Source organism: Streptomyces sp. NPDC001933, from assembly GCF_042890955.1.
In the GTDB taxonomy this organism is placed as follows: Bacteria; Actinomycetota; Actinomycetes; order Streptomycetales; family Streptomycetaceae; genus Streptomyces.
In genome coordinates this window covers 211,406-237,744 of sequence record NZ_JBIASS010000008.1, presented here as the reverse complement: position 1 = coordinate 237,744, position 26,339 = coordinate 211,406, and the positions used below count along the sequence as shown (strand labels likewise).

General features: G+C 70.9%; 18 protein-coding genes and 2 pseudogenes. 11 read left to right on the top strand and 9 right to left on the bottom strand.

Annotated features, from left to right (window positions below; all coding sequences use genetic code 11):
* Nucleotides 1-2: 2 nt before the first annotated feature.
* The 5 genes from hypF (at nt 3) to ACFYY7_RS21505 (ending at nt 5,864) form a co-directional block, all read left to right on the top strand.
* Nucleotides 3-2,555 (top strand): carbamoyltransferase HypF, encoded by a 2,553-nt coding sequence (hypF, locus tag ACFYY7_RS21525; protein WP_388663556.1) that lies wholly within the window; start codon nt 3-5, stop codon nt 2,553-2,555.
* Between the two features lie 65 nt (nt 2,556-2,620).
* Nucleotides 2,621-2,917 carry a HypC/HybG/HupF family hydrogenase formation chaperone gene (locus tag ACFYY7_RS21520; RefSeq protein ID WP_266692350.1) on the top strand — a complete coding sequence of 99 codons (297 nt, stop codon included), beginning with the start codon at nt 2,621-2,623 and terminating at the stop codon, nt 2,915-2,917.
* Nucleotides 2,914-4,017: a hydrogenase formation protein HypD gene (gene hypD / locus ACFYY7_RS21515; protein WP_388663554.1), complete on the top strand. Its 1,104-nt coding sequence runs from the start codon at nt 2,914-2,916 to the stop codon at nt 4,015-4,017. Before ACFYY7_RS21520 ends, hypD begins: the two co-directional genes overlap by 4 nt.
* Nucleotides 4,014-5,114 (top strand): hydrogenase expression/formation protein HypE, encoded by a 1,101-nt coding sequence (hypE, locus tag ACFYY7_RS21510; protein WP_388663553.1) that lies wholly within the window; start codon nt 4,014-4,016, stop codon nt 5,112-5,114. Before hypD ends, hypE begins: the two co-directional genes overlap by 4 nt.
* On the top strand, nt 5,115-5,864 hold the full coding sequence (locus ACFYY7_RS21505) for a DUF6390 family protein (protein WP_388663551.1): 750 nt from the start codon (nt 5,115-5,117) through the stop codon (nt 5,862-5,864). It abuts the gene before it with no gap.
* 218 nt (nt 5,865-6,082) lie between these two features.
* On the opposite strand, the gene ACFYY7_RS21500 is transcribed toward ACFYY7_RS21505, so the two are convergent.
* Nucleotides 6,083-7,111 (bottom strand): zinc-binding alcohol dehydrogenase family protein, encoded by a 1,029-nt coding sequence (locus ACFYY7_RS21500; RefSeq protein ID WP_388663549.1) that lies wholly within the window; start codon nt 7,109-7,111, stop codon nt 6,083-6,085.
* A gap of 237 nt (nt 7,112-7,348) precedes the next feature.
* Here ACFYY7_RS21500 and ACFYY7_RS21495 point away from each other — a divergent pair, with 237 nt between their 5' ends.
* A complete protein-coding gene (locus ACFYY7_RS21495; RefSeq protein WP_388663547.1) occupies nt 7,349-10,039 on the top strand; it encodes a SpoIIE family protein phosphatase in 2,691 nt (896 codons plus the stop codon).
* 116 nt (nt 10,040-10,155) lie between these two features.
* On the opposite strand, the pseudogene ACFYY7_RS21490 reads toward ACFYY7_RS21495, so the two are convergent.
* The 8 genes and pseudogenes from ACFYY7_RS21490 to ACFYY7_RS21455 all read right to left on the bottom strand — a co-directional run.
* Nucleotides 10,156-10,245: pseudogene (locus ACFYY7_RS21490) on the bottom strand (universal stress protein); the annotation flags it as partial.
* A gap of 93 nt (nt 10,246-10,338) precedes the next feature.
* Nucleotides 10,339-10,998, bottom strand: coding sequence for an HAD family hydrolase (locus tag ACFYY7_RS21485; protein ID WP_388663545.1), 660 nt, complete (start codon nt 10,996-10,998; stop codon nt 10,339-10,341).
* A 68-nt stretch (nt 10,999-11,066) separates the two neighbouring features.
* Nucleotides 11,067-11,192 (bottom strand): annotated as a pseudogene (locus ACFYY7_RS21480) (hypothetical protein); the annotation flags it as partial.
* 88 nt (nt 11,193-11,280) lie between these two features.
* The gene (locus ACFYY7_RS21475; RefSeq protein ID WP_388663544.1) at nt 11,281-13,218 is read right to left on the bottom strand and encodes a glycoside hydrolase family 5 protein; all 1,938 of its coding nucleotides are present in this window, start codon (nt 13,216-13,218) and stop codon (nt 11,281-11,283) included.
* A 68-nt stretch (nt 13,219-13,286) separates the two neighbouring features.
* The gene (locus ACFYY7_RS21470; protein WP_351253704.1) at nt 13,287-14,132 is read right to left on the bottom strand and encodes a carbohydrate ABC transporter permease; all 846 of its coding nucleotides are present in this window, start codon (nt 14,130-14,132) and stop codon (nt 13,287-13,289) included.
* 7 nt (nt 14,133-14,139) lie between these two features.
* Nucleotides 14,140-15,132 (bottom strand): carbohydrate ABC transporter permease, encoded by a 993-nt coding sequence (locus ACFYY7_RS21465; RefSeq protein WP_388663542.1) that lies wholly within the window; start codon nt 15,130-15,132, stop codon nt 14,140-14,142.
* On the bottom strand, nt 15,129-16,412 hold the full coding sequence (locus ACFYY7_RS21460; protein ID WP_388663540.1) for an ABC transporter substrate-binding protein: 1,284 nt from the start codon (nt 16,410-16,412) through the stop codon (nt 15,129-15,131). Before ACFYY7_RS21460 ends, ACFYY7_RS21465 begins: the two co-directional genes overlap by 4 nt.
* Nucleotides 16,413-16,534: 122 nt before the next feature.
* The gene (locus tag ACFYY7_RS21455) at nt 16,535-17,725 is read right to left on the bottom strand and encodes an ROK family protein (RefSeq protein ID WP_388663538.1); all 1,191 of its coding nucleotides are present in this window, start codon (nt 17,723-17,725) and stop codon (nt 16,535-16,537) included.
* Between the two features lie 193 nt (nt 17,726-17,918).
* Here ACFYY7_RS21455 and ACFYY7_RS21450 point away from each other — a divergent pair, with 193 nt between their 5' ends.
* The 5 genes from ACFYY7_RS21450 (at nt 17,919) to ACFYY7_RS21430 (ending at nt 26,178) form a co-directional block, all read left to right on the top strand.
* Nucleotides 17,919-20,048 carry an alpha-galactosidase gene (locus ACFYY7_RS21450; protein ID WP_388663536.1) on the top strand — a complete coding sequence of 710 codons (2,130 nt, stop codon included), beginning with the start codon at nt 17,919-17,921 and terminating at the stop codon, nt 20,046-20,048.
* A gap of 45 nt (nt 20,049-20,093) precedes the next feature.
* Entirely contained in the window at nt 20,094-20,936 is an 843-nt protein-coding gene (locus tag ACFYY7_RS21445; RefSeq protein ID WP_388663534.1) for an alkaline phosphatase family protein, read from the top strand.
* A 190-nt stretch (nt 20,937-21,126) separates the two neighbouring features.
* Nucleotides 21,127-21,609, top strand: coding sequence for a hypothetical protein (locus ACFYY7_RS21440; RefSeq protein WP_388663533.1), 483 nt, complete (start codon nt 21,127-21,129; stop codon nt 21,607-21,609).
* Between the two features lie 268 nt (nt 21,610-21,877).
* Nucleotides 21,878-22,297, top strand: a complete 420-nt coding sequence (locus ACFYY7_RS21435) for a hypothetical protein (RefSeq protein ID WP_388663531.1) — start codon at nt 21,878-21,880, stop codon at nt 22,295-22,297.
* Complete coding sequence (locus ACFYY7_RS21430) at nt 22,294-26,178, top strand: AAA domain-containing protein (RefSeq protein WP_388663529.1); 3,885 nt, start codon at nt 22,294-22,296, stop codon at nt 26,176-26,178. The genes ACFYY7_RS21435 and ACFYY7_RS21430 overlap by 4 nt, the downstream gene beginning before the upstream one ends.
* The last annotated feature ends 161 nt before the right edge of the window (nt 26,179-26,339 follow it).

Here is a 26,339-nt window from a genome sequence, read left to right as displayed (position 1 = left end):
TCATGTGCCTAGGCATTCCTGGCCGCGTCGTGGAGATCGTGGACGGGTACGCGGGCCAGCTGGCTCTGGTGGACGTCGAGGGCGCCAGGCGCCGTGTCAATATCGGCATGCTCGACCAGGCGCCCGGTCGCGACGACTGGGTGCTTCTCCATATGGGCTTCGCCGTCGAGCTCATCGACCGGGCGAAGGCCCGCGAGGCGCTGTCGGGGCTGGAGATGATGGGCCGCGGCCGGGAGCAGCGGATCCGGCGCAGATTCGAGGTGCGCGGCGTCGTGCAGGGCGTGGGCTTCCGGCCCTTCGTCTACGTCACCGCCTCGGAGCTGCTGCTCACGGGCTCGGTGACGAACACCGGCGACGGGGTGCTCGCCGAGGTCGAGGGAACGGCCGGGGCCGTGGAGGAGTTCGGCCGCCGTCTGAGCGCCGATGCCCCTCCACTCGCGGTCGTCGAGGACGTGCGTACGACCGAACTGCCGACGCGCGGCGGTACGGGCTTCGCCATCGAGCGCTCCAGCGCGTCCGACCGGGCCAGGACGCTGGTCTCGCCCGACATCGCCACCTGCCGGGACTGCCTGGAGGAGCTGGGCGATCCGTCGAACCGGCGCTACCGCCACCCGTTCATCACCTGCACGCACTGTGGCCCCCGGTTCACGATCGTCACCGGTCTTCCGTACGACCGGGCCGCCACCACGATGGCGGACTTCGAGATGTGCGCGGCCTGCCGGGCGGAGTACGAGGACCCGCACGACCGGCGCTTCCACGCCCAGCCGATCGCCTGTCCCGACTGCGGACCGCGGCTCGAACTGGTCGGCGGGGAAGGCGTGCCCCTGTCCCGTGACGAGGACGCTCTGCGTACGGCCCGGAAGCTCCTCGCCGAGGGCGGGATCATCGCGGTCAAGGGACTCGGCGGCTACCACCTGGTGTGCGACGCCCGCGACGACGCGGCCGTGGCCGAACTGCGCCGGCGCAAGCGGCGCGGCGGCAAGCCGTTCGCGGTGATGGTGCCGGACCTCGACGTCGCGCGGCGGCTGGTGACCGTCACGGCGGACGAGGAGGAGCTCCTGTCCGGTGGCCGCCGCCCGATCGTGCTCCTGCCCCGGCACCCCGCCGGGGCCGGGGCCGGGGTGTCCGACGCCGTGGCGCCCGGCAGCCCCCACCTCGGGCTGCTCCTTCCGTACACCCCGTTGCACGTCCTGCTCTTCGGGATCGGGGACGACGATCCGGGCCCGGACGCACTGGTGATGACGTCGGCCAATCTGTCGGGCGAGCCGATCGTCACCGACGACGGCGACGCGCTGGCCGTGCTGGCACCGCTGGTCGATGCCTGGCTGCGGCACGACCGGCGCATCCATGTGCCGTGCGACGACTCGGTCAGCCGCTGGGCCGCCGGTGCCGAGCTGCCGCTGCGCCGCTCGCGCGGATACGCCCCGCTACCGATCGCGCTGCCCTTCGACGTGCCCCCGACGCTCGCCGTGGGAGCCGACCTGAAGAACACCTGTGCGCTGGCCGAGGGGCGCTACGCCTGGCTGAGCCAGCACATCGGCGACATGGACGACCTGTCCACGGTCGACGCCCTGACCCGGACCGAGAAGCATCTGGAGGACCTCACCGGGGTGGCGCCCACCCGACTGGTGGCCGACCGCCACCCCGGCTACCACTCCGGCGACTGGGCTCGCGCCCACGCGGCCGGGCGGCCGCTCCGCACCGTGCAGCACCACCACGCGCACATCGCGTCCGTGATGGCGGAGCACGGCATGGGCGCGGACGAGCGCGTGATCGGCGTCGCCTTCGACGGCACCGGCCACGGCGCCGACGGGGCGGCCTGGGGCGGCGAGGTCCTGGTGGCCGGTTACTCGTCGTTCAGCAGGGCCGCGCACCTGGGTTACGTACCGCTGGCCGGGGGCGACGCGAGCGTGCTGCGGCCGTACCGGATGGCCCTCGCGCATCTGCACGCGGCCGGCATCCCCTGGGACGACGACATGCCTGCGGTCCGCGCCTGCCCGCCCGCCGAACGCGACGTGCTGGCCAATCAGTTCGCCACCGGATTCGGCTGCGTGCCCACGTCGGGCGTGGGCCGGCTCTTCGACGCGGTCGCGTCCCTGGCCGACGTCCGGCACGTGGTGGCGTACGAGGCGGAGGCGGCCATGGAACTGGAAGGGCTGGCCCGTGCCGCGGCCGCCGGCCCCGCGGCGCCGGAGGGCGGCTACCGCTTCGGCATCCGGCCCGGGAAGAGAGAGGAGCCGGCCGTCGCGGATCCAGGCCCGGTGGTCCGGGCCGTGGTGTCCGACGTACGGGACGGCGTTCCGGCCGGGCTGATCGCCGTGCGCTTCCACACCGCCGTCGCCGCTCTGGCCACCCGCCTCGCGGACCTCTGCCGCTCGCGCACCGGCCTCTCCACCGTGGCGCTGGGCGGCGGTGTCTTCCAGAACGCCGTACTGCTCGAAGCGACGCAACGCGGCCTGACCGAAAGGGGTTTCACCGTCCTGCGGCCGCGCCGGCTCCCCCCGAACGACGGCGGGATCGCCCTCGGCCAGCTCATGATCGCCGCATCGGGCTGATGCCGCCGCACGCCCGTACCGCCGTACCGCCGCACCTCAAGAGAGATCCACAGAGGAGAGGGACCATGTGTCTGGCTGTTCCGGGGCGTGTCCTCAGTACCGCCGAAGTCGACGGCACCGTGATGGCCGAGGTCGATTTCGGCGGGGTGCGCAAGGAGGTGTGCCTCCAATACATCCCCGATGCGACCGTCGGTGAATACGTCATCGTGCACGTCGGTTTCGCCATCCAGCGCCTCGACGAACGGTCGGCCCTGGACACCCTTGCCGACTTCGAGCGGCTCGGCATTCTGGCCGAGGAGTTCGGAGACGGTTTCGAACGCGCAGCCCAGCAGGGTGCGTCTCCCGAAGGAGTCGGCCGGTGAAGTATCTCGAAGAGTTCAGTGACCCCGATCTCGCGAAGAAACTGATCGACCAGATCCACGCGGCCACCACGCGGAACTGGGCGCTGATGGAGGTCTGCGGCGGCCAGACCCACTCCATCATCCGGCATGGCATCGACCAACTGCTTCCGGACGGTGTGGAGATGATCCACGGACCGGGGTGTCCCGTCTGCGTCACCCCGCTGGAGACCATCGACCGGGCGCTGGCGATCGCCGCCCGCCCCGGCGTCATCTTCTGCTCGTTCGGCGACATGCTGCGCGTACCCGGCAGTGGCCGGGACCTCTTCTCCATCAGGAGCGCCGGCGGCGACGTACGCGTGGTGTACTCGCCCCTCGACGCGCTGAAGATCGCCCGGGAGAACCCTGACCGCGAAGTCGTCTTCTTCGGGATCGGGTTCGAGACCACCGCCCCCGCGAACGCCATGACGGTGTACCAGGCCCAGCGGCTCGGGGTGCGGAACTTCTCCCTGCTGGTGTCCCATGTGCTGGTGCCGCCCGCGATCGCCGCGATCATGGAGTCCTCGACGTGCCGGGTGCAGGCGTTCCTCGCCGCAGGCCACGTATGCAGTGTGATGGGGACGGCCGAGTACCCGGCGCTGGCCCGGAAGTACAAGGTGCCGATCGTGGTCACCGGCTTCGAACCACTGGACATCCTCGAAGGCGTCCGCCGGACCGTCGTCCAGCTGGAGGCGGGCCGGTACGAAGTGGAGAACGCCTACCCCAGGGCCGTGCGCGAGGAGGGCAATGTGCCCGCCATGGAGATGCTCGCCGATGTGTTCGAGGTGACCGACCGGACCTGGCGCGGCATCGGTGCGATCCCCCGCAGCGGCTGGCAACTCTCCGAGAAGTACCGGGCGTTCGACGCGGAGCAGCGGTTCGAGGTGACGGACATCCACACCGCCGAGTCGTCGCTCTGCCGTTCGGGCGAGGTCCTTCAGGGGCTGATCAAACCGCATCTGTGCGAGGCGTTCGGCAAGGAGTGCACTCCGAGGAATCCGCTCGGCGCGACCATGGTCTCGTCCGAGGGCGCGTGCGCCGCTTACTACACCCACCGCCGCCTGGAACTGGTCGATGCGAAATGACTGACGCGATGCAGGACATGACCGCCGTGGTGGACGACGTGCCCGACTTCGACTTCGAGGGGTGGGCCTGCCCGGTCCCGCTGCGGGACGTCCCGTCCGTCGTCATGGGTCACGGGGGCGGCGGTGCGATGTCCGGTGAGCTGATCGAGCACCTGTTCCTGCCCGCGTACGGTGCCGCGGCCGCCGCCGACCTTGGGGACTCGGCCGTCCTGACGGTCGGCTCCGGCACCCGCCTCGCCTTCTCCACGGACTCGTTCGTGGTGAAGCCGATGTTCTTCCCCGGCGGTTCGATCGGTGACCTGGCGGTGAACGGCACGGTCAACGACCTGGCCATGTCGGGCGCGACGCCCCTGTTCCTGTCCACCGCCTTCATCCTCGCGGAGGGCACCGCGCTGAGCGACCTCGGCCGGATCGCACAGGCCGTGGGCCGGGCCGCCGAGGACGCCGGCGTACGCCTGGTCACCGGGGACACGAAAGTCGTGGAGCACGGCAGTGGTGACGGCGTCTATCTCAACACCTCGGGCATCGGCGTGATCCCTCCCGGTGTCGACATCCACGCACGCCGGGCGCTCCCCGGCGACGCGGTGCTCGTCAGCGGCGACATCGGCGTGCACGGTGTGGCCGTGATGAGCTGCCGGGAGGGCCTCGAATTCGGCACTGCGGTGGAGAGCGACACCGCCGCGCTGCACGGACTGGTCGCCGCCATGCTCTCCACCGGTACCGACCTCCATGTGCTCCGGGACCCCACACGCGGGGGCGTCTCGGCTTCGCTGAACGAGATCGCCCGCGCCTCGGACGTGGGCATCGAACTGGTCGAGCGGCTGCTTCCCGTGCCGCCCACGGTGCGCGACGCGTGCAGCCTGCTCGGGCTCGACCCGCTGCAGGTGGCCAACGAGGGCAAACTGATCGCGATCGTCCCGGCCGAGGACGCGGACCGGGTGCTGGCCGCCATGCGGGCCCATCCCCTGGGCAGGTCCGCCTGCCGGATCGGCAGCTGCGTTCCGGATCACGCCGGGATGGTCGTGGCGAGGACGGGGCTGGGCGGGAGCCGGGTGATCGGGCTGCCGATCGGCGAACAACTACCGAGGATCTGCTGAGTGAGTGCCGAGGGCGCCCTGCTGTTCGCGCGATACGCCTACCCGCCCAACGAGCTCGGCTACTGCGGCCCCGCCGACGCGGCGGCCCTCCTGCGCCGTGACGCGACCGCCGACATCGAGCGGCGCGCCCGGCAGTTCGAGGGGGCCTGGTGCTATCTCCAGTTCCTCGCGGAGACGGCCGGCCTGGCGGACCCGCTGGACGTGCGGGTGGTCGAGGCGTACTGGATCGGCAACGGACTGCTGGACCGGGCCGATCCCGCCGCTCTGGTGGAGCGCATGACCGACCGGTTCCGGGGGCAGCTCGGCGGCACCTGGCGCGACGCCGGGCGGCGCGCCCTGGCCCATCACAGCTTCCAGGTGTTCGAGGTGTATCCGTGGGCCCCGATGCTGCGGTCGATGGGCCATCCGACCGCCCTGTCCGTGCTCGACCGGTGCCGCATCCGTACGGGAGTGGTCGTAGCCGCCGACAGAGACATCGCGACCGTGCGGTCACGCCCGCTGCGCTGGGACGGTGCTGGGCTGACCTACGGCGCGTGGCAGGAGGAGACCGTACGCTGCTCGGCCGGTGGACTGACGCTGCTCGACGGTCTCTCCGCAGGCGACCGGGTGGCACTGCACTGGGACTGGGTGTGCGATGTGATCACCGACGAGCAGGCCCGGTGCATCGAATTCATTGAGGAGCGCCGCCGCACCGACCTGGGCCTCTCTTCCTCCGAACCGGGCATCGGCATCCACAACGCTCCGGGCTGACGGCCGACGACTCCATCGGTTGCTGCGGTGGCCGTCGCCGTATGAGCGGCCGGCGCCGCGCCGGCCGCTCATACGAATTCGCCTCGACCGGTTCGAATGCATGCCCGCCCGGCAGCCGTGCCGGAGAGGGACCGCTCGGCCCATGGCCACGGCCGGACCGGAACCGGCTGCCGTTGCGGAGAGCGCGGGGCGCTGCGGGACGGGCCGGCTGGCCCCTGTCATCCCGGGACGAGGACGGCGGCGCCGTTGACCCGGTCGGCGGCCAGATCACTCAGCGCCTGGTCCGCGCGGCTCAGCGGGTACGGACTGGCGGTGACCCGCATGCCAATCCGTGCGGCCGTGTCCAGGAAGTCACGGCCGTCCTGCCGGGTGTTGGAGGTGACGCTGCGCAGGTTCCGCTCCTCGAAGAGGTGGCGCCGGTAATCGAGCACGGGGATGTCGGTGAGGTGGATGCCCGCGACGGCGAGCGTTCCCGACCGGTCCAGCGCCTCCAGTGCCACGGGCACCAGATCACCGACCGGCGCGAACAGGATCGCCGAATCCAGTGGTTCGGGCGGACGGTCGTAGGCGCCGCCCACGGAGGAGGCCCCCAGGTCTGCGGCGAGCTCACGGGCTCGTGCCGAACGGGTCAGCACGTGCACCCTCGCTCCTTCGGCCAGGGCGACCTGCGCCGCCAGATGGGCCGAGGCCCCGAAGCCGTAGATCCCGAGCCGGCCGCCGGGCGGCAGGGCGCTGCGGCGCAGGGCGCGGTAGCCGATGATCCCGGCGCACAGCAGCGGCGCCAGCAGGACGGCGTCCTGGTCCTCCGGAAGCCGGTAGGCGTAGTCGGCCGGTACGAGGGCGATGTCGGCGAATCCGCCGTCCGCGTCCCAGCCGGTGTAGAGAGAAGCCGGGCAGAGGTTCTCGCGACCGGCCCTGCAGTAGCGGCAGTTGCCGCAGGTGCTGCGCAGCCACGCCCCACCGGCCCGGTCACCGACCTGGAACCCCGTGACGGACTCGCCGGCGGCGGCCACCCGGCCGACGATCTCATGGCCGGGAACGGTCGACCCCCGGTGCGGGCGCAGGTCGCCCTCGGCAAGGTGCAGGTCGGTGCGGCACACACCGCACGCCTCCACCCTCAGCAACAGTTCACCCGGCCCCGGCAAGGCCAGCGATCGCCGCACACGCACCAGCGGGCCGTCCCCGATCGGACCAGGGCTCTCCACGGCCCACCCGGTCAGCATTTCCGAAGCCGGCTCGCGCACCATGTTCCCAGCCTGGCGCCGGCCGGCGCGTCCGGCAATCGCTCACCGCGGAACGGAGCACCGCGGCCGCACGCCGTATCCGTACCGTCCTGGCGCCGATCCGGTTCCACTGCTGCCGGATTGTCGTCGGGCCTCCGCGCGGTACCGCCTCCGAGCGTGCCCCGACCGCACGCACCTTCGACCTCACGGTGCTACAAAGGGCACTGGGTTAGTCGTTTCGGCCGATTCCGGAGCGCACACATGCGGTCACTCACGGGCAAGTACCCCCGGAGCCTTGCAGGCCAGGTCTTCGCCCTGCAGGTGGTCGTGGTCGTGCTCCTCGTGGCCGCTTCGGTGCTGGCGCTCGTAGTGCAGGCCCGCCACGACAGCAGTACGGAGGCGAGAAACCGCTCCGTCGCCGTCGCGCAGGCTTTCGCTCATTCACCGGGCCTCCTGACCGCGCTGAAGGCTCCTGATCCTTCCAAGGTGCTCCAGCCGCTCACCGAGGCAGGGCGGAAGGCGGCGGGCGTCGACTTCATCGTGGTGATGGACACGAAAGGGATCCGCTACACGCACCCCCGTCCGGAGCTGATCGGGAAGAAGGCCGTCGCCACCCTCGCGCCGGCGCTGGCCGGACACGTGTACACCGAGAGAGTCAACGGCCCGCTCGGCCGCGAGGTACAGGTGATCGTCCCCGTCCACGATCACGCGCGGGTCGTCGCCCTGGTGGCTGCCGGCATGAAGATCGAGAGCGTGACCGGCGTGGTGGCACGGCAGATGCCGATCATCCTCGGTGCAGGAGCGGTTGCGCTCGGAGTGGCCACGAGCGGGACGGCCCTGGTGACCAGGCGGCTGCGGCGGCAGACCTACCGCTTGGGCCCTGCCGATCTGAATCGCATGTACGAGCATCACGACGCGGTGCTGCACGCCGTGCGCGAAGGCGTTCTCATCGTCAGCGTAGGCGGTCGACTGCTGCTGGCCAACGACGAGGCCAGACGGCTGCTGGATCTGCCGCTCGACGCCGAGGGACGACGCATCCCGGACTTGTCCAGCCTTGATCCCGGCATGGTGGAGCTGCTGACCTCGGGGCGCGCGGCCACGGACGAAGTGCACCTCATGGGGAGCCGACTGCTCGCGGTGAACCAGCGGCCGACGGGGCGCCGCGGTGGGCCCCGGGGGACAGTGGTGACCTTGCGTGACTCCACAGAGCTGCGGGCACTGTCCGGCAGGGCGGAGAACGCCCGCGAGCGGCTGCGCCTGCTGTACGACGCCGGTCTCGGCATCGGTACCACGCTCGATGTGGTGCGCACGGCCGAGGAACTGACCGAGATCGCGGTTCCCAGGCTCGCCGACTTCGCAACCGTCGATCTGGCCGAACCGGTCCTCCACGGGGACGAGCCGACCGGTACGGACGCGGGCATGCGCCGCACGGCTGTAAGCGGCATCCGGGACGACCATCCCCTGTACGAACTCGGTCAGCTGATCACCTTTCTCCCTTCCACGCCGCAGGCAGGGGCCTTCGCCACAGGCCGGCCGGAGCTGGTGCCCGACCTGTCCGACGCTCCCGGCTGGCTCGCCCAGGACCCGGAGCTGACACGGAGGATCGTCGATTACGGCATCCATTCGCTCATCACGGTGCCCCTCCAGGCACGGGGAGTCATCCTGGGCATGGCCAACTTCTGGCGCTCCGAGAAGCCCCAGCCGTTCGAGGAGGACGACCTGTCCCTGGCCGAAGAACTGGTCGCACGGGCGGCCGTCAGCATCGACAACGCCCGCCGCTACACCCGTGAGCACGCCATGGCCATGACTCTGCAGCGCAGCCTGCTCCCGCGGGCCCTGCCCGAACAGAGCGCGCTCGACGTCGCCCATCGCTACCTGCCCGCATTCTCCGGGGTGAGCGGCGACTGGTTCGACGTGATCCCGCTCCCGGGCAGCCGGGTGGCACTGGTCGTCGGGGATGTCGTCGGCCACGGCCTGCACGCGGCCGCAACGATGGGACGGCTACGCACGGCCGTGCACAACTTCTCCACACTCGACCTGCCGCCCGACGAGATCCTCCGCCACCTCGACGACCTGATCGGGCGCATCGACCAGGAGGAGGCGGAGTCCGGCGCCGACGCGGGGATCATCGGAGCCACCTGCCTGTACGCGATCTACGACCCCGTCTCCCGCCACTGCACCATGGCTCGGGCCGGGCATCCCCTGCCCGCACTGGTCAGGCCCGACGGCACTGTGTCGTTCCCCGACCTGCCGGCCGGCCCGCCCCTGGGCCTGGGCGGTATGCCGTTCGAGACGGCGGAACTGGAAGTGGCGGAAGGCACGCAGTTCATCCTCTACACCGATGGGCTCATCGAGGACCGCACCCGGGACATCGACGTGGGGATCGAGCTGCTGCGTGAGACCCTGGCGTGCCACCCCGGCCGGTCACCGGAGGAGAACTGCCAGGCGGTCCTCGACGCGCTCCTGCCGGATCGGCCGAAGGACGATGTGGCACTGCTCATCGCCCGGACACGAACGATCCCGCCCGACCGTGTCGCCGACTGGGACGTACCGTTCGATCCCGCCGCCGTGGCGGGAATGCGTGCTGTCGTGGCCGAGAAGCTCGACGCCTGGGGTCTGTCCGAGCTTGTGTTCGCCATGGAACTGGTGCTCAGCGAGTTGATCACCAACGCCATCCGCTACGGCTCCGCACCGGTCACCGTACGACTGCTGCTCGACCGCACCCTGACCTGTGAGGTGGCCGACAGCAGCAGCACCTCGCCCCATCTGTGCGATGCCGCCGCGATGGACGAAGGGGGCCGCGGCCTGTTCCTCGTCGGACAACTGACCGAGCGCTGGGGTACCCGTTACACCCCCCGAGGAAAGGTCATCTGGGCGGAGATGGCGCTGCCCCGGCCCGACGGGAGCACGGAAGGCACGGCGTGGCCGGCCATCCTCGACGCGGAACTCTGACCGCTGGATCGGAAAGTCCCCAGGAGGAGCTCTTCCTCGATCATCCCCGGGTGCGGTCTCGCGTGGGCGGTCTGCTGGATCGTGGGCCAGGCGTCCGGAAAAGGTTCTTGAAGTGATCAAGGATGGGGTACGAGGACGACCGGGCAGCGCGCGTGATGCAGGACCGCATGCGTCACGTGGCCGAGCGGAGAGCCGATGGAGTGGGAACGTCGGCGGGATCACGGTCACTCAGCGCGTTGTACCGGTCCTCGGCTCGCGGAGTGGGGCCCGCTCACCTGCCGCCCGGACCCACCCATGCGTCATCGCCCCGCCACCATCGCCCTGAGCAGGGCGACATCCACGTCCGACAGAGTGCGCACGACCGTCCTGCCCGGTGCCACGGGAATGTCGGTCAGCGAGGGCACTGCCAGGACCGCGCAGTCGGCCGCCTCCGCGGAAGCAACGCCGGTCGGGGAGTCCTCGACGGCGACGCAGCGGGCCGGAGCGGCACCGAGAGTGGTCAGGGCCGCCCGGTAGGGGTCGGGAGACGGCTTGGTGCGGGGGGTCTCCCCTGCGGCGACGGAAGTGACGAACCAGTTCCGCCCGATGACGTCGAGGACGGTGTTCACGACCGGCCTCGGCGAGGCGGAGACCAGCGCCATCGGCACCCCTGCGGCGTGGACCGCTGCGACGAGTTCGACAGCCCCGGGCATGGGGACGACCTGTCGGTGTACGAGTTCCGTGAAGCGCTGTTCGAGGGAGTCGCCGAGCTGCGCCGACCGGACGCGGCCGACTGCGCGGGCGGCCAGGTGCTCTGCGCAGTCCTCGATTCCCCGGCCGAGAACGAACGGGAGGTCCGCGTCCGTGAGGACGAGTCCCAGACCGAGGGCCTCCTCCTCGACCGCCTGTCGCCAGAGTCGCTCGGTGTCGACGATGGTGCCGTCCATGTCGAAAAGGACCGCTTGGAGTTCGGTGGGCACGGGGGTCTCCTGCTGATCTGGGCGGGGTCGGGCTCGGGGGTGCGGGAATGTACAGGCTGTCCGGGCCCCCGGGACCAGGAGCGGCCCAGGGGAAGACCGTTGATGCGGGCCAGCCCCGTCGTCCAGCCGTGGAGGTGAAGGAACATGTCGGCGGCGCCTGTGCCGAACAGAGGGGCCTTGACCTGGGCGCGCAGACGGTACGGGCCGGGCCGGCCGCCCGGAGTCGGGCGGCCGGAATCGCTCGGAGGTCGGTAGTGATGGGCCTGAGGTCGATGGGACGGCTCAGGCGAGCGGGCGGCACAGCAGGGCGTCGGGGACGCCGCCGTGGTTCCACTTCCAGGTGTGGGCGACGCCGGCGAGGTACTCGTTGTCGTTGCACTGGCCCTTGTAGTGGCCCGGTGCCCAGTCGCTGGCGGTCGAGCCTCCGGTGGCGGGCCGGTTGTCGCCGCCGTCGAACCAGAGGACACGGCCGGTGGTGGGAAGGGCGGCGGCCGCGGGTGCGCACAGGAGGGCGGCCATGGCGTTGCCGCTCACGCTGTAGCCGACGGCGAAGGTGTTGCCGGGGCACTGGAGCTTGTTGTAGCCGCTAGCCCAGTCGCCGCCGGTGACGTACCGCTCGTCGGTGACGACGGTCCAGGGGCCGCTCGCCTTCGTCGGCTGCCCGGCGTCGGTGCACAGTCCTCGGCTGCTGCTCCGGGCGATCCCGGTCACGCGCTGGCTGTCCGGGCAGTTGGCCTTGCGGTTGCCCGCTGACCAGTCCGGCTTCGCGAGCATGGTGGCGGATACGTTGTAGTCGGCGTGGTCCAGGTTGAGCATGTTCCAGCGCGGGGTCGGGGCGACCCGGCCGGTGCGGCCGGGGGCGTTGACGAGCTTGTTCCAGTCGGTGGCGCGCCAGTCGCCCGCGTCCATGACGCCGAGCCGGGTGCCGTTCGCGCTGTAGTTGACCAGGGCCCAGTTGTCCTGCGGTGTGCCGTTCGTGTCGGTCCAGCCGACGAGGGGCCAGATGGCGAAGTCGGTGTCGTTCTTCACCATGATGTCGGTGAAGTTGGTGAACCAGGCGCGTTCCTTGGCGTCGGTCTCTCCACGGCCGGCGGCGCCGAACTCGCTGATCCACACGGGTGCGGTGAAGTGCTGGCCGGACCGGGTGACGAACAGGGCCTGGTCGTCGACGACCTGGGCGAGCTGCGCGGGGGTGAGCTCCTCGTAGCGCGGGTCGTGTGTCTCGCCCGTGCCGGTGGCGCCGGTGTGGTTCGGGCCCGTGTAGCCGTAGAAGTGGGCGGCGTAGACGAGTTTGTCGGAGCGGATCAGGGTGTTGGACAGGGTGGCGACCGGGGTGAGCGTCGGGCGGCCGTGGGGGGTCAGATCGGTGGGTATGCCCTGCCAGTTGATGCCCTCCATGATGACGAGCATGTCCGGGTTGGCCTGCAGGATCTTGTTACCGGCCTCTTCCAGTGCCTTGTTGAGGTCGTGGTCGTCGCCCCAGCCCCAGTTGGGATCGTCCCAGGTGTCGCGTCGGACCTCGTTGCGCAGGTCGGCTCCGACGACCCGCTTGTCGGCCTGGTAGCGCTTGGCCAGGAACACCCAGTCGTCGATCCACTGCTGGGTCGACTGGCCGCTGTTCCAGCGCTCGTTGCCGTCCAGGCCGCAGCAGAAGCGGTAGCTGGTGGTGTGGTTGTTGAGGATGACGGCGAAGCCGTCCGTGGTCAGGGCCCCGACGACGGCGTCGAGCACCTGCAGCGGGGTTTTGCCCTTGAGCTGCGGGTTGGCGGCGACGGCCGAGTCCGGGACGACGCTCGTGTCGCGGATCATGGCGTTGGCGAAGGGCAGCCGGATGCTGTTGAGGCCCAGGGCGTGGAAGTCGGCCAGGATCTGGGCCATCGGCTTCCGGTCCAGGCCGAGCGGAATGTTGTTCGACATCTGCCTCGCCTGGTGGTTGGCGACGTCCCCTACGTCGCCGCTGCCCTGCCAGGTGCCCTGAGCGCCGGCCCAGTTTCCTGACTTGAGCTTGAACCGGTCGCCGTCGGCGTCGACGACGTACCGGTCCCGGGTCGACAGCGGGGCGGTCCATGAGGCGGCGAGTTGCGCGCCGGTGAGGGCCGGGGGCGGCGCCGTCCCCGTGTCCGCCGCGGCGGCGTGGGGGGTGAGGGTGGCGAGGACGAGCGCGGACGAGGTGACGAGGCCTGCGGTCGCGCGTCGGAGCAAGGTGAAGCGGGATGTCACGGGGGCTCCTTACGGGTGGGGGTGCTTGCGTCTGCCTTGTGCGTGGTACAGGGAGGTGCGGTGCGGGGTCAGCCCTTGAGGCCGCTGGTGGCGATGCCTTCGACGATGTACCGCTGGGCGACGAGGAACATGACGACCAGGGGCGTGATGGTGACGACGGCACCGGCGAAGAGGCCGGGCAGATTGATGGTCTGCGAGGTGAGGAAGGTGGACAGCGCGATCTGCGCGGTCCAGGCGGACGGGTCCTGTCCGATGACCAGCGGCCACAGGAAGGAGTTCCAGCTGTCGATGAAGGACAGCGCACCGAGCGAGGCCAGCATGGCTCCGGAGCTCGGCAGGGCGACCCGGCGGTACAGGCCGAGCCAGCCGAGGCCGTCGAGCCGGCCGGCCTCCTCGATCTCGCTGGGGAACTGGAGGTAGAAGTTGCGGAAGAGCAGGACCGCGAACGGGTTGAAGAGACCGGGCACGATGATGCCCCACAGGGTGTTGACACCCCCCATGGAGCCGACGACGACGAACGTCGGCACGAAGGTGACCGAGCCGGGGATCATCAGCGTGGCCACGATCAGGGCGAGCACCACGCCGCGTCCGGGGACGGGGATCCGGGCCAGGGCGTAGCCCGCGGCGGAGGCGAGAAGGGTGGAGACGGGCGCGGTGACGGCCGCGATGAGCAGGGAGTTGCCGAGGGCCCGGCCCATGGAGACGGTGGGGTCGCTGAAGAGGGCGGTGAAGTTCTCGAAGTGCATCGTCGAGGGCCACCACGTCCACTCCGGCGACGTCAGGCTCTGCGAGTCCATGAGCGCGTTGCGGAGCATGAGGTAGAAGGGCGCGAGGAAGGCCGTGGTGAGGAGGCCGACGAACAGAGCGCGTACGAGGAGGCGCGCGGATCGGGACAGTCCGGGGAGGGTGATCATGCGCGTCTCATTCTCCGCTCCGGCCGAAGCCGGTGAACCGGCCCTGCAGCAGGGTCACTCCGACGATGAGGGCGGTGAGGACGAAGGATCCGGCCGAGCCGACGCCGTAGTTCTGGCTGCCCATGGCGGTGTTGTAGAGGTGGACCAGCGGTGTCTGTACGGGGGCGGTGGCCGTTCCGGAGAGACCGCTGTTGAACAGGTTGTAGAACTCGTCGAAGGCCTGGAAGGCGGCGATGAACAGCAGCATCAGTACGGCGACGGAGGTGTTGCGCAGCATGGGCAGGGTGATCCTGGTCAGGAGCCGCCTGCCGGTGGCGCCGTCGAGTGCGGCGGCCTCGTACAACTCCTTGGGGATGGCCTGGAGTCCGGCCAGGAACAGCACCATGTAGAAGCCGACCTGGAGCCAGAGCCGCAGGGTGACGAGCGCCACCCAGTAGAGCGGCGGCGAGGTGGACTGGAGCCAGGGAACGGGATCCGCTCCGAACCAGCTTCCGATCGTGTTGGCGATACCCGCCGGGAGGCCGTTGAACAGGGACATCTTCCACAGCAGGGACGCGGCGACGTACGAGACGGCCGCCGGGATGAGGAAGGCCGTACGGAACAGGGCCCGGCCCCGTCTGATCCGGTGCACCAGCAGGGCGAGACCGAGCGAGGCCGCGAAGGTGAGCGGCACGATGAAGGCGGTGAACAGCAGGATCTGGAGGAGGGAGCCGCGGAACTCCTGGTCGGACAGGAGCCTGCGATAGTTCTCGAGTCCGACCCAGTGGCCGAGGGCGATGGTGCCGCGCGCGTCGCTGAGGCTGAGCAGGAAACTCCAGCCGATCGCGACGTACTTGAAGAGACCGAGGCCGATCAGCATCGGCGCGGTCAGCAGGACAAACGCGGCCCAGCCGTCCCGGCCGGGACGTGCCCGGCCGGGACGGGCGGCGCCGCGCGGGATGACCGCGGGGCGCCGCCCGGCATGCTCGGGCTTCAGTGTGAGGTCCGTCGACTGGCTCATCGGCCGAGCTGCTTGTCGATCTCGCGCTGGGCCTTCTTCACCGCGTCGGCCAGAAGGGCGGCAGGATCGCCCTGCCCCTCGACGATCTTCATCGCGGCCGCGTTGAACGCGTTGCTCACGGCGGTGTCCCAGGTTCCCGGGTAGTGCTTCCCGTGCTTCTCGGCGAGCACCACGGCCTCCTTGGCCGTGCCCTGGGAGAGCTTCTCCGCGGACGCCGCGACGGTCCTGCGCGGCGGGACGTGGAAGCCGTAGCTCTCGGCGAAGTCCTTCTGCAGGTCGGTCTGCTGGACCCACAGCCACTGGACGAACTTCTTCGCCGCGGCCACGTTCTTGCCCTTGGCATTGACACAGCTGGTCCAGCCGCCGACGCGGACGACGGGGGCGCCGCCGGCCTTGAAGGCGGGCCACGGCAGCACGCCGAAGTCGTCGCCGAGCGCGGACTTGATCGCGGGATTCGCCCACAGGCCGCTCCACTGCATCGGCACGACGCCCTGGGTGAGGGCGGCGGGGTCCCACCAGTCGGTGGTGAAGCCGAGCAGCAGCGACTTGTCGTCGCGCAGTCGCTTCAGGCCGGTCAGCGCCTCGAGTGCCGGTGCCGATCCGAACGCCACCTTGCCCTCGGGGGTCACGAGGTCGCCGCCGTTGGACCAGACGGCGTTGGTCGCGGAGTCGCCGAGACCGTCGTTGCCGACGAACAGGCCCTTGTTCTTCTTCGTGGTCAGGGCCTTCGCCGCGGCGACGAGACCGTCGAAGGTCGTGGGCGGGGTGATCCCGGCCTTCGACAGGGCGCTCTTGCGGTAGTACAGCATCATGACGTCGTCGATCATCTTGACGCCGTAGAGCTTGCCGTCGACGGTGACCGCCTCGACGGCGTTCGTGTTGAAGTCGCTCTTGGCGGTGCCGTACACGTCGTCGAGGGCGGCGATCTGGCCGCGGTGGACGAGGCTCTCCTTGAAGTCGCCGATCTCGAAGACGTCGGGGGCGGCGTCGGTCAGCAGGGTCGCGTTGACCTTGGCCGAGTAGTCGCCCGGGACCCAAGTCACCTTCACGGCTATGTCGGGGTTGGCCTTGGTGAAGGCGGTGGCGTAGCGGAGCACCGCCTGCTGGGTCCCGGCCTCGCCGTAGGCGTGGTACCAGACGTTGAGGGTGGTCTTCGCTCCGGAGGAGGAACCGCCGGTGGGATCGGTGCTGCACGCGGCCGACAGGACGGTTCCGGCGACGACGAGCAGCGATCCCCTGAGGAATCCGCGTCGGCTATGCTCTGGTCTGCGTGTGCTCATGTCGCATCCTTCTTATAGGGGTGTGGCGGAGTGGATGTGCTGCCTGGCCGACGCCTTCGTCATTGCTTGCCGGCAGAGGAAGGCGTCGGCCAGGGAGTCGTACGCGACGGCTGCGGGAGTGCTCAGCCGACGCCGATCGTGGTGGTGGCCGCGTACTGCGGGAAGAGGGCCTGGATGGCCACGGCAGCACCGCCTCTGGCCCATTCCTCCCAGGGGAGCGGCCGCAGCGACAGCGGGCACCGGGAAGCCGCCCCGAAGGCGTGTTCGGCGTACGCGTCCTGGATGTGGCGGCTGAACAGGTCGTAGGCGTCGGCGCCTTCGCCGCTGACGACGACACGCTCCGGGCCGACGAGGCTGACCAGTGCGGAGATGCCGACCCCGATGGCGTGTCCGGCCCTGGCGAAGGCTTCGCGGGCTGCCGGATGGCCCTCCCTGGCGATGTCGGCGGCCTCGCCGAATGTGAGGTGCGGCTCCGCGGTGGCCTGGCGGACCGCCGCGAGGATCGCGTCGGTCGAGGCGATCGCCTCGACGCAGCCGCGCCCCCCGCAGCGGCAGCGCGGACCGGTCGGGTCGACGCAGAGGTGTCCGACCTCCCCTGCGACGCCGTACGCCCCCCTGATCAGCTGCCCGTTGACGACGAGCGCGGAGCCGATGCCCGCACCGATGGTGACCAGCGCGAAGTATTCGGTGCCGATGCCCTCGCCGAACCAGTGCTCCGCGATGGTCAGGGCCCTGACGTCGTTCTCGACGGTCACTGCCAGGCCGGTGGATTCGGTGAGCAGTTCCGCGAGCGGGACCTCGCGCCAGCCCAGCAGGCCGGAGTGACGGAGCCGGCCGCTCTCGCGGTCCACGTCCCCGTTGACCGCGACGCCGAGGTGTCGGGTCCGGGCACGGAACGCGGGTTCGGTGTCGAGCAGTTCGTCGACCAGTTCGGCGGTCAGCTCGGCGACGGCCCCGGGGGTGCAGCCGTCGAGCGGCCGGCCCGCGGTGGCCCGGATCCCGGCCCGCAGATCGCAGACGGCGCCGAAGACCTGGTCGCCACTGATCTTCAGTCCGATGAAGTACTCCCGGTCGGGGTCGACCGCGAGCGGGTTGACCGGTCGGCCGGCACCGGGCGCGGTGCGCTCGGGCGGAAGTTCGTACAGATAGCCGTCGTCGATGAGGGGCCTGGCCGCCTTGGTGACCGCGGTCGAGGAGAGTCCCGTCCGCCGTGCCAGTTCCACTCTGCTGAGCGGCCCCTCCGCAAGAAGCAGGGCGAGGACCGCGGTCTCGGCGGGCGCACTGACCAGAGGGCGGGAGTGATGTCGAAACACGGGAGCAACATAGAGCAAATAAATAACTTCTTCCAGTATTGATTTGGGCGCTGGTGCCGCCCTACGCTCGGGCCCTCCTCTGCTCCCCCAGGACTTCTCGAACACCACGCCGCCTTTGCGGTGTTGTGTCACCTTTTCTTCAAGTCGCCCTGGACCGCACCCTGTTCCACACCAGACCTCAGGGGATCCATCCGTGCACGCCACGCTCCCGCCCGTCACCTTCGAACCCGGCCCCGGCCTCGCGGTCCTGCGCACGCCGAACAGCCTCTACGCACTGCGCCTCGCCGCCGACGGCAGCCCGCGTCACCTCCACTGGGGCCTGCCGCTCGACACCGCGACGCTCGCCGACGTCCCGGACGCGGTCTCCCCTGCGGCGAGCAGCTTCGAGGCCGACGCGGCCGCCGACGAACTCGCGCCGCAGACCGGGGCGCGCTTCGGCCCGGCCGGCCTTCAGGTCCGCTTCGCCGACGGGACCCGGGGTGCCCAGTGGCGGTTCGCCGGTCACACCATTGACGGCGGCGAACTGCGGTTGCGCCTCGACGACCGGCGCCGCCCCCTGCGTGCCGAACTCTGTTACCGCGTCCGGAGCGACACCGACGTCATCGAGCGCTGGACGGAACTGACCCACACCGGGGCCGCGGACGGTCCGCCGGATCCCATCACCGTCGACCGGCTGGACTCGGCGTCATGGACCGCTCCTCCGCTGCCCGACTACCGGCTCAGTCATCTGACCGGGGGCTGGAACAGCGAGTTCCAACTCCAGCGCGACCGGCTTCCCGTCGCAGAGACCGTACTGACCAGCCGTCGAGGTCTCACCAGCCACCACGCCAGTCCCTGGCTGGCCCTCGACGACGGCACCGCGAGCGAGGACCAGGGGGAGGTCCGGAGCACGGCGCTCGCCTGGAGCGGCAGCTGGCGCGTCACGATCCACCGTGACCCGACCGGCCGCACCACCTGGACCGGCGGATTCGGCCACGAGGGCCTCAGCTGGACCCTGCAGCCGGGCGAGACCCTTCGCACACCGGTGTACGCCGGGCTGTTCACCCCGCACGGCTTCGGCGGCGCCGCCCGCGCCTGGCACGACTACGTACGCGGGCACGTCCTGCCCGAGCCCGAGCGGGACCGGCCGGTGCTCTACAACTCGTGGGAGGCCACCGGATTCGACGTCGGCGAGGCCGGTCAGATCGGCCTGGCCCAGCTGGCCGCGCGCGTCGGTGCCGAACTCTTCGTCCTGGACGACGGATGGTTCGGCACCCGTCGCGACGACCGGTCCGGACTCGGCGACTGGACCCCTCGCCCCGAGGCCTTCCCCCGTGGACTGCGGCCGCTCGCCGACGAGGTGCACCGCCTCGGCATGGGCTTCGGGCTGTGGGTCGAGCCGGAAATGGTCAACCGTGACAGCGAGTTGTACCGCGCGCACCCGGACTGGGTCCTCCACTCCCCCCAGCTCGACGCGACCGAACTGCGCAACCAGCTCGTGCTGAACTTCGCCCGGCCCGAGGTCGAGGCCTGGGCCCGGCAGACCCTGGACCACCTGGTGCGCGAGAACGGCGTCGACTGGCTCAAGTGGGACGCCAACCGGGCCTTCACCGAAGCGGGATGGGACGGCCACCCCGACCCCGACCGCCTGTGGATCGATCACACCCGTGCCGTCCACCGCATCATGGACCGGCTCCGCGCCGCCCACCCCGGTCTGCGCATCGAGGCGTGCGCGGGCGGCGGCGGGCGCGTCGACCTCGGCATCCTCACCCGCACCGATCAGGCCTGGACCTCGGACAACACCGACCCGGTCGACCGGATCGGCATCCAGCACGGCTTCGGTCAGCTCTTCCCCGCCCAGGCCATGGCCGCGTGGGTGACCGACAGCCCCAACACCGCCACCGGCCGGCGCACCCCGCTGCGCTTCCGCTTCCATGTCGCCATGGCAGGCGCGCTGGGACTCGGCGGAGACCTGACGTCGTGGTCCGAGGAGGAACTCTCGGAAGCCGCGGGGCTCGTGGCCGAGTACAAGCTGATCCGCCCGCTCGTGCAGAGAGGACACCAGCACCGGGTCGCCCCGGCCGCCGAGCCGGTGACCGCCGTCCACTACGCGGCACCGGACGACAGCGAGCACGTGCTCCTCGTCTGGCGTCCCACCACCCGCTTCGGTCACCGCTCCGCCCCGGTACGGTTGCCCGCTCTCGACCCCGAGGCGCGTTACCTGGACCCGGATCTGAACCAGGTCCACAGCGGCGCCGTCCTCGTACGCCACGGCATCGACCCGCGGCTGCCCGTCGGCGACTACGCCAGCAGCCTGATCCGGCTCCGCCGCGTCGGCCCCTGACACCTCCCTTTCCCACGCCCACCCACGACTCCCCTGGACCCACCCATGAACAGCGCCCACGTACTGGTGATCGGCATCGACGGCGTACGCCTCGACCTGCTCCCCGAACTGCATACGCCGCATCTCGACGGGATCGCCCGCGCAGGCTTCCTGGCCCCCGTCGAGGTGGACTCCGTGACGCCCACGATGTCGGGCCCCTGCTGGACCACCATCGTCACCGGCGTCGGCGTCGCGAAACACGGCGTCTGGGCCAACCGTTTCGACGGCAACCGTCTCGACCTCTTCCCCGACTTCACGACCCGCCTCGCGGCCGACTGCGGACGACGGACCTTCGCCGTCGGAGGCTGGGCACCGCTCTTCCTCGCCCGGGACGGCGGCCCCCTCTTCGTCTCCCCCACCCGGCTCCGCTACATCGCTCCCCGCGAGGACACCCCCGAAGCCTGGGAGGAGGTGGACGACAGGGTGACCGACGACGCGGAGCACCTCCTCGGGCTGGACGAGGACCTCCACGCCGGCTTCGTCTATCTCGGCGCCGTCGACGAGACCGCCCACTTCCTCGGCTGCGGCAAGGAGTACCGCCAGGCGATCGAGGCGGCGGACCGACGCCTCGGTCGCCTCCTCACCGCCATACGTGATCGCCCCGGCCACACGGCGGAGCGGTGGACGGTCATCGTGGTGACGGACCACGGCCACCGCGACGAAGGGGGCCACGGAGGACGGAGCGGACAGGAGCGTACGGCCTGGATCGCCGCCTCCGGTCCCGGCCTGACCCCCGGCACGGCCCCGTCGCCCCTCCACCACGCCGACGTCGCCGCGCACGTCTACACCGCCCTCGACATCACGCCCGACCCTCACTGGACCTTGGACGGCACCGCCTTCACCGCGTGAGCCCAGCGAGGAACGCCGAGGCCCAGGACACCGTGTCGAGCCGCCTGCCCCGGGGCCGCCGTCGCTGCACGGCGCGCCGGCCATGACGTACGGCTCTGGAATGGCGTAGTACGTCAGCCACGATGACCACTGCGGGCGGGCAACTGAAGGCGTACCACGTGCCCGGCAACGGAATGAGTGGAATGAGTTCATGGCTGCAGTGATCGCAATGCTGGAAGAGCTCAGGGGTGTCGTCCCACTGACCGCCGAGGGCACGGCGGCGCGGTTCTCGGCCCAGGAGTGGACGCCCGGGGGCAAGCCCCGCGACGGCGTGGAGACGTCGTGGGACAAGGGAAGCGTCGGCGGCTGGATCCAGACGTTCAGCAGTGGGGCGGTCAGCGTCAAGTTCTACGTCTGGATCCGTGACGTCGACGAGTCGGGCTACTTCGACGACGTGGATGCCGTCTACGAGCAGGGGGAGCAGGCGCTGGCCGGCTTTCTGCCCGAGATCGAGGAATCCTCTCTCGCCGGCCACCTCGTCGAGGCCGAGCAGACGGCGGCGGACAGGGACGAGTTCATCGCGGTGAAGAAGTGGACCCTCGACGGCCGGATCCTGACCGCAGGCGTGATCCAGCAGGACACCGATCTTCCGGTGATGGTCGTGGTGGCGCTGGAGGAGCCGGCCCCTGCCTGACCCACCCCGCCCCGCACGCCGGAACGCCCGCGCCTCCACCGGGGATCGCGGGCGCCCTGGCGTGCGCGACTCGCCTGCCCTCCGTCCGGGCGTGGGGAGTTGGCGCCGCGCGTCGAGGCGCCCGGTGCGGACGTAAGGGCAGAGCCGGCCATTTCACGCCAATGACCAGCGGACTTTCGGAAACTCGCAGGTTCGCTGCCGGAGATCTTCGGTACTCTCGCCCGTCCGTGTGTCCGCCGCACGGGAAAGACCTAGGGGGATGTAGCACGTGAGCACCACCACCGACCCGGCCGACTCCGGCCACCGCATCGCCGTCCTCGACGAGGACCCGTTGCGCGCCCGCCGCGAGGCGCGCGAGCTGCTTGCCGCCCTCATCGAGGCCGATCCTCGCGCCGCGCTCGACATCCCGCGCCCCCGGCCCGAGGACGAGACCCTCAAGGGCGGCCCGGTCGGCGACCTGATCGGACTGGTCTTCAGCGGGGGTTCACTCGTCGCCGCCGGCATCCAGATCTGGCTGGCCCGCGTACCCCAGCGGACCATCGTCATCACCCGGGCGGACGGGGCGACGCTCCGCGTCTCCGGCAAGGAGGCCCGGGCCGACAGCGAGCTGATCGACCGGTTCCTCGCCGGCGGTGCGGCCGGGGCCCGGGACGGGGAAGGCGACGAGGCAGGGCCGGACACGCAGTGAGCGACAACGACCGGTACGCCATGCTCATCGGCGTATCCACGTACGCCAGCGACCGCTACCACGACCTGCCGCCCGTCCGGGCCGACCTGCACTACATGCGGGCCGTGCTGGAGAGCACCGAGATCGGCATGTACAACGACTGCGCGATGGTCGCCGAGCCGACCCGCTCGGAAATGCTGTACGCGGTTGAGCAGTTTCTCGAGGAACGGCAGCCCAGCGAGACGGCGCTGCTCTACTTCAGCGGGCACGGCCAGTTCTGCGAGGCCGACGGGCAGTTGTACTTCCTGACCCGGGACGCCGACCCGGACGACCTGCCCGGCACGGCCGTCCCGGCCGAGTTCCTGGAGCGGATGCTCCAGTCCTGCCGGGCCTCGTCCAAGCTGGTGCTGCTGGACTGCTGTTCCAGCGGGTCCGTCGTCCAGGGGTGGACCTCCAAGGGCGGTGCGGACCCCGGCGACCGAACGGCGCCCAGCACGCTCCTGCACCCGACCGGCGTGTACTTCATCACCGCGTCCGACGCCCTCCAGACCGCGTCCGCGATGGCACCGGAGGGATCCTCCCTCGGCACCTCCCGGTTCACCGGCGAGATAGTGGAAGGCCTGCGGAGTGGGCGGATCAAGGAAGGCGGCTGGATCACCCCCGACGACCTCTTCGAGTACCTGACCGCGCAAATGGTGATCAAGGGCGTCCCCGAAGAGCAGCGGCCGACCAAGTCCACGATCCGGGCCACCCGTTCACTGCCCTTCGCCCGCTCGGTCGCCCGTCCGGTCCGTCTCCCCGACGCACCGCGTGACGCGGCCCGTGCCGCCGCCCGGTCCGACGTCTCCCCCGCCCTGCTGAAGGCCAGGCAGCTGGTCGCCCAGGACGCCGGGGAGGGCATCGACCCGCAGCGACTGCTGCGCTACTACGCGCACTGCCTCGGCGCCCAAGTGGCGTCCGGCATGCTGCCCGATCGAGACGGCGGCCGGGGATCGGCGTACTTCCTGCTGGGCCAGGGCCCGGAGGCGATCCAATCCGGGCTGGGGCACTCCTTCCCGGCCCCCGGGCAGTTGCCCAGACCGAAGAACACGGGCGCACAGGCCGACGGGACCGGGCTCCAGGAGTACTGGTACGGATATCCCGCGATCACCCTTCCCGAGCGCGCGGACGGGCGTCGGCGGACACCTGTGCGGATCGCGCCCCTGCTGGTCCAGCCCATGGAACTCACCCCGGACGAGAACGGCCGCGATCTGCTGCGCCCGAGCGGGGTTCCCTCCCTGCACACCGGTGTGGTGACCGAGCTGCTCTCCGACGACGAGGCCGCCGAGCTGCTGACCCACTGGCAGCCGAGCTGGCAGGAGGGCAACGGCGCCCAGATGGTCAAGGCGGTACGGGAGCTCCTGACCGAGCTCGGCGTTCCGGAGCTGGAGCCCTTCGATCTCTCCTCGCTCAGCGAGCGGTCCGTGATGGACTCGCTGCGGCCCGGCGCCCACAACGCCGCGGTGCTGCTGGCACCCTCCGGCCTGGAACGGGTCGCGACCGAGGGCCTGGTCGACAACCTGCTCCAGATGTCCACGCGTGCGGGCCAGATCGCGGGTACCGCGCTGGACGCCCTCCTCACCGGCGGCGACGACCACGGCGACGGGCCGGGTCGTGACGCGGCGGTCGTGACGGTGGTCTCCCCCGGCCCGTGCAACGAGAGCCAGGAGCAGGTGATCTCCTCGGCGATGACCCGCCGGCTCACCGTCGCGACCGGCCCGCCCGGTACCGGCAAGAGCGAGGTGGTGACCGCCGTGGTCGCGACCGCCGTCGCCGCCGGCCAGTCCGTACTCGTCGCGTCCACCAACAACGAGGCCGTCGACGTGGTGGCCGAGCGGTGCGACGAGATCTCGCCGGGCCTGCTCATGCGCACCGGAAACGTGGAGGCCCGGGAGCGGGAGGCAGCCAAGCTGGCCGGACTGCTGGCCGAGCCGGTAGCGGCCCCGGCCCGGGGTGCCGCGACCGTGGCCGGTGAGCTGCGCAACCGCCACGCGCGTGCGGCTGTGCTCCGGGCGGAGGCGGCAGGGCGGATCGGCGAGGAGTCTCGCCTGTTGGAGCTGGTCCGTGAGCGGGCCCGACGGGCGGACGGGCTCGCGCTGCCCGTACAGGTGCTGGAGAGTGCCTGGGCGGCGAAGGAAGCGGCTGCCCTCGCCCGCTGGGAGGAACGCGCCCGGAGGGCCGCCGGGGCCGGACGGCTGACCTTGGGCGGGTGGCGCCGGGGGCGGGCGCTCGCCGCCCTCGCAGGTTCGTCGGGCGACGGATCCGGGGTCTCGTGGCCGGCCTGGGCCGCGCAGCGCCCTGCCCCGCCCGCGTTGCTGCTCGACCTCGCGGAGGCCGTGGCGGTGGAGAGGGCCCTGCGGGAGCTCGTACCGGCGCATCTGGCCTGGGACGAGGACGCGCTGAAGCAGGCCCGGCTGGAGAGCGCCGCCGGGTCCTCCGCGGTGTCGGGAGAGCTGGCGCATTCCGTGGCCGCCGAGACCACGGCGCGGGGTCGGTCGCTGATGAACCAGCGGCTCCAGGCGCTGCGCCGGCGCTCGGGCTTCCAGAAGAGCCAGCGCAATCTGATGGCGCACCTGAAGGCCTGGGCCATCAGTACGCACTCGGTGCGCCAGCTCGAACTCTCCCCGAAGCTCTTCGACCTCGTGGTGATCGACGAGGCGAGCCAGTGCTCGATCCCGTCGGTGCTGCCGCTGCTGTTCCGGGCGAAGCGGGCTCTGATCATCGGCGACCCGATGCAGCTCGGGCACATTCCCGGGATCGGCCCGGAACAGGAGCGGCAGGCCCGGGTGCGGGCGGGCCTGACCGCCGCGCAGCTGGAGGACCACAGGCTGGCCTATCACGTGTACGCCTCGTACCACGCGGCGGCGCAGCACGGTGAGGCGGCGCTGCTGCTCGACGAGCACTACCGGTGCCATCCGCAGATCGCGGACTTGGTCAACGGCTACTGCTATGCGGGCCAGTTGCAGGTACTCACCGATGTCCGCAGGCAGGTGCCGCCGGTCGATCCGGCGGGGGCGGCCGATCCGGCTCCGGTGCTCGGCTGGGTGGACGTGCCGTACGGCGAGTCCGCGGCCGGCAGCGGCGGCAGATCCTGGCGCAACCAGGCCGAGGCGGACCAGGTGCGGCAGACGGTGGACGAGTTGCTGGCACGGCTGCCGGAGGATGCCACGGTCGGAGTCGTGACGCCCTTCCGTGCGCAGAAGGAGGCACTGGCCCGGGTGTGGGCCGGTGACGACCGGGTCCGGGTCGGTACGGTGCACGCCTTCCAGGGCGGCCAGCGCGACGTCATGGTGCTGAGCCCCGTGGCCACGGACAACACCCCGCCGAAGACGACGCACTGGGTGTCGAGCCAGGTCAATCTCTGGAACGTCGCGGTCACCCGGGCGAAGTCGCAGCTGATCACGGTGGGGAGCCATCGCTTCTGGCAGGGCCAGGCGGGGCTGCCGGCCCTGCTGGCAGAGCGCTCGACCGTGCTGCGCGCGGGCGCCTGCGCCGACCAGGACACGGTTTCCGGTCCCCCGGCGCCGCCCGGCTTCCGCGAGGAGCTCGCCGACCGGCTCCAGGAGTTTCTCGGTGCCCGTGGCATCACCGACCTGGAGCGCGCGACGGTGGTCGGCGGGCACACCGTGGACCTGCTGTTCACGGTGGACGGGGAGAACACGGCTGTACTCATCGACACGGGCCCCCTGCCCGGGCAGGATCCCGTGCGCCATCTGCGGCTCACCCACGCACGCGGTGACCTGCTGATCGGGCTGCCGTCCGGCGGCCGGGGCGCGAAGCCCGCGCCGGTGACCAGGGCGGTGCGGCTGCCGGCCTGGCGCGTACCGGCCGGGGAGGCGATGCTGGATCCGCTCTTCGCCTGACTGCTCGCACACGGGACGGGGCTCGCGGGCTCGTGTCACATCGCAGGCGCCCGGAGCGTCAAGGCCGGGACGGGCCCCCAGCCACCCGTCAAGGGGCCTGCCCCAGTGCGTTGGACCCGAGGGAGCCGACCGGGCAGGGTCACGAGAGGAGACGATCGATC

Coding starts and splice junctions, on each gene's coding strand:
- hypE (WP_388663553.1), top strand. CDS start 4,014: ATGACTGACGCGATGCAGGACATGACCGCCGTGGTGGACGACGTGCCC.
- hypF (WP_388663556.1), top strand. CDS start 3: ATGTGCCTAGGCATTCCTGGCCGCGTCGTGGAGATCGTGGACGGGTAC.
- ACFYY7_RS21495 (WP_388663547.1), top strand. CDS start 7,349: ATGCGGTCACTCACGGGCAAGTACCCCCGGAGCCTTGCAGGCCAGGTC.
- ACFYY7_RS21445 (WP_388663534.1), top strand. CDS start 20,094: ATGAACAGCGCCCACGTACTGGTGATCGGCATCGACGGCGTACGCCTC.
- ACFYY7_RS21440 (WP_388663533.1), top strand. CDS start 21,127: ATGGCTGCAGTGATCGCAATGCTGGAAGAGCTCAGGGGTGTCGTCCCA.
- ACFYY7_RS21470 (WP_351253704.1), bottom strand. CDS start 14,132: ATGATCACCCTCCCCGGACTGTCCCGATCCGCGCGCCTCCTCGTACGC.
- ACFYY7_RS21460 (WP_388663540.1), bottom strand. CDS start 16,412: ATGAGCACACGCAGACCAGAGCATAGCCGACGCGGATTCCTCAGGGGA.
- ACFYY7_RS21465 (WP_388663542.1), bottom strand. CDS start 15,132: ATGAGCCAGTCGACGGACCTCACACTGAAGCCCGAGCATGCCGGGCGG.
- ACFYY7_RS21520 (WP_266692350.1), top strand. CDS start 2,621: ATGTGTCTGGCTGTTCCGGGGCGTGTCCTCAGTACCGCCGAAGTCGAC.
- ACFYY7_RS21500 (WP_388663549.1), bottom strand. CDS start 7,111: ATGGTGCGCGAGCCGGCTTCGGAAATGCTGACCGGGTGGGCCGTGGAG.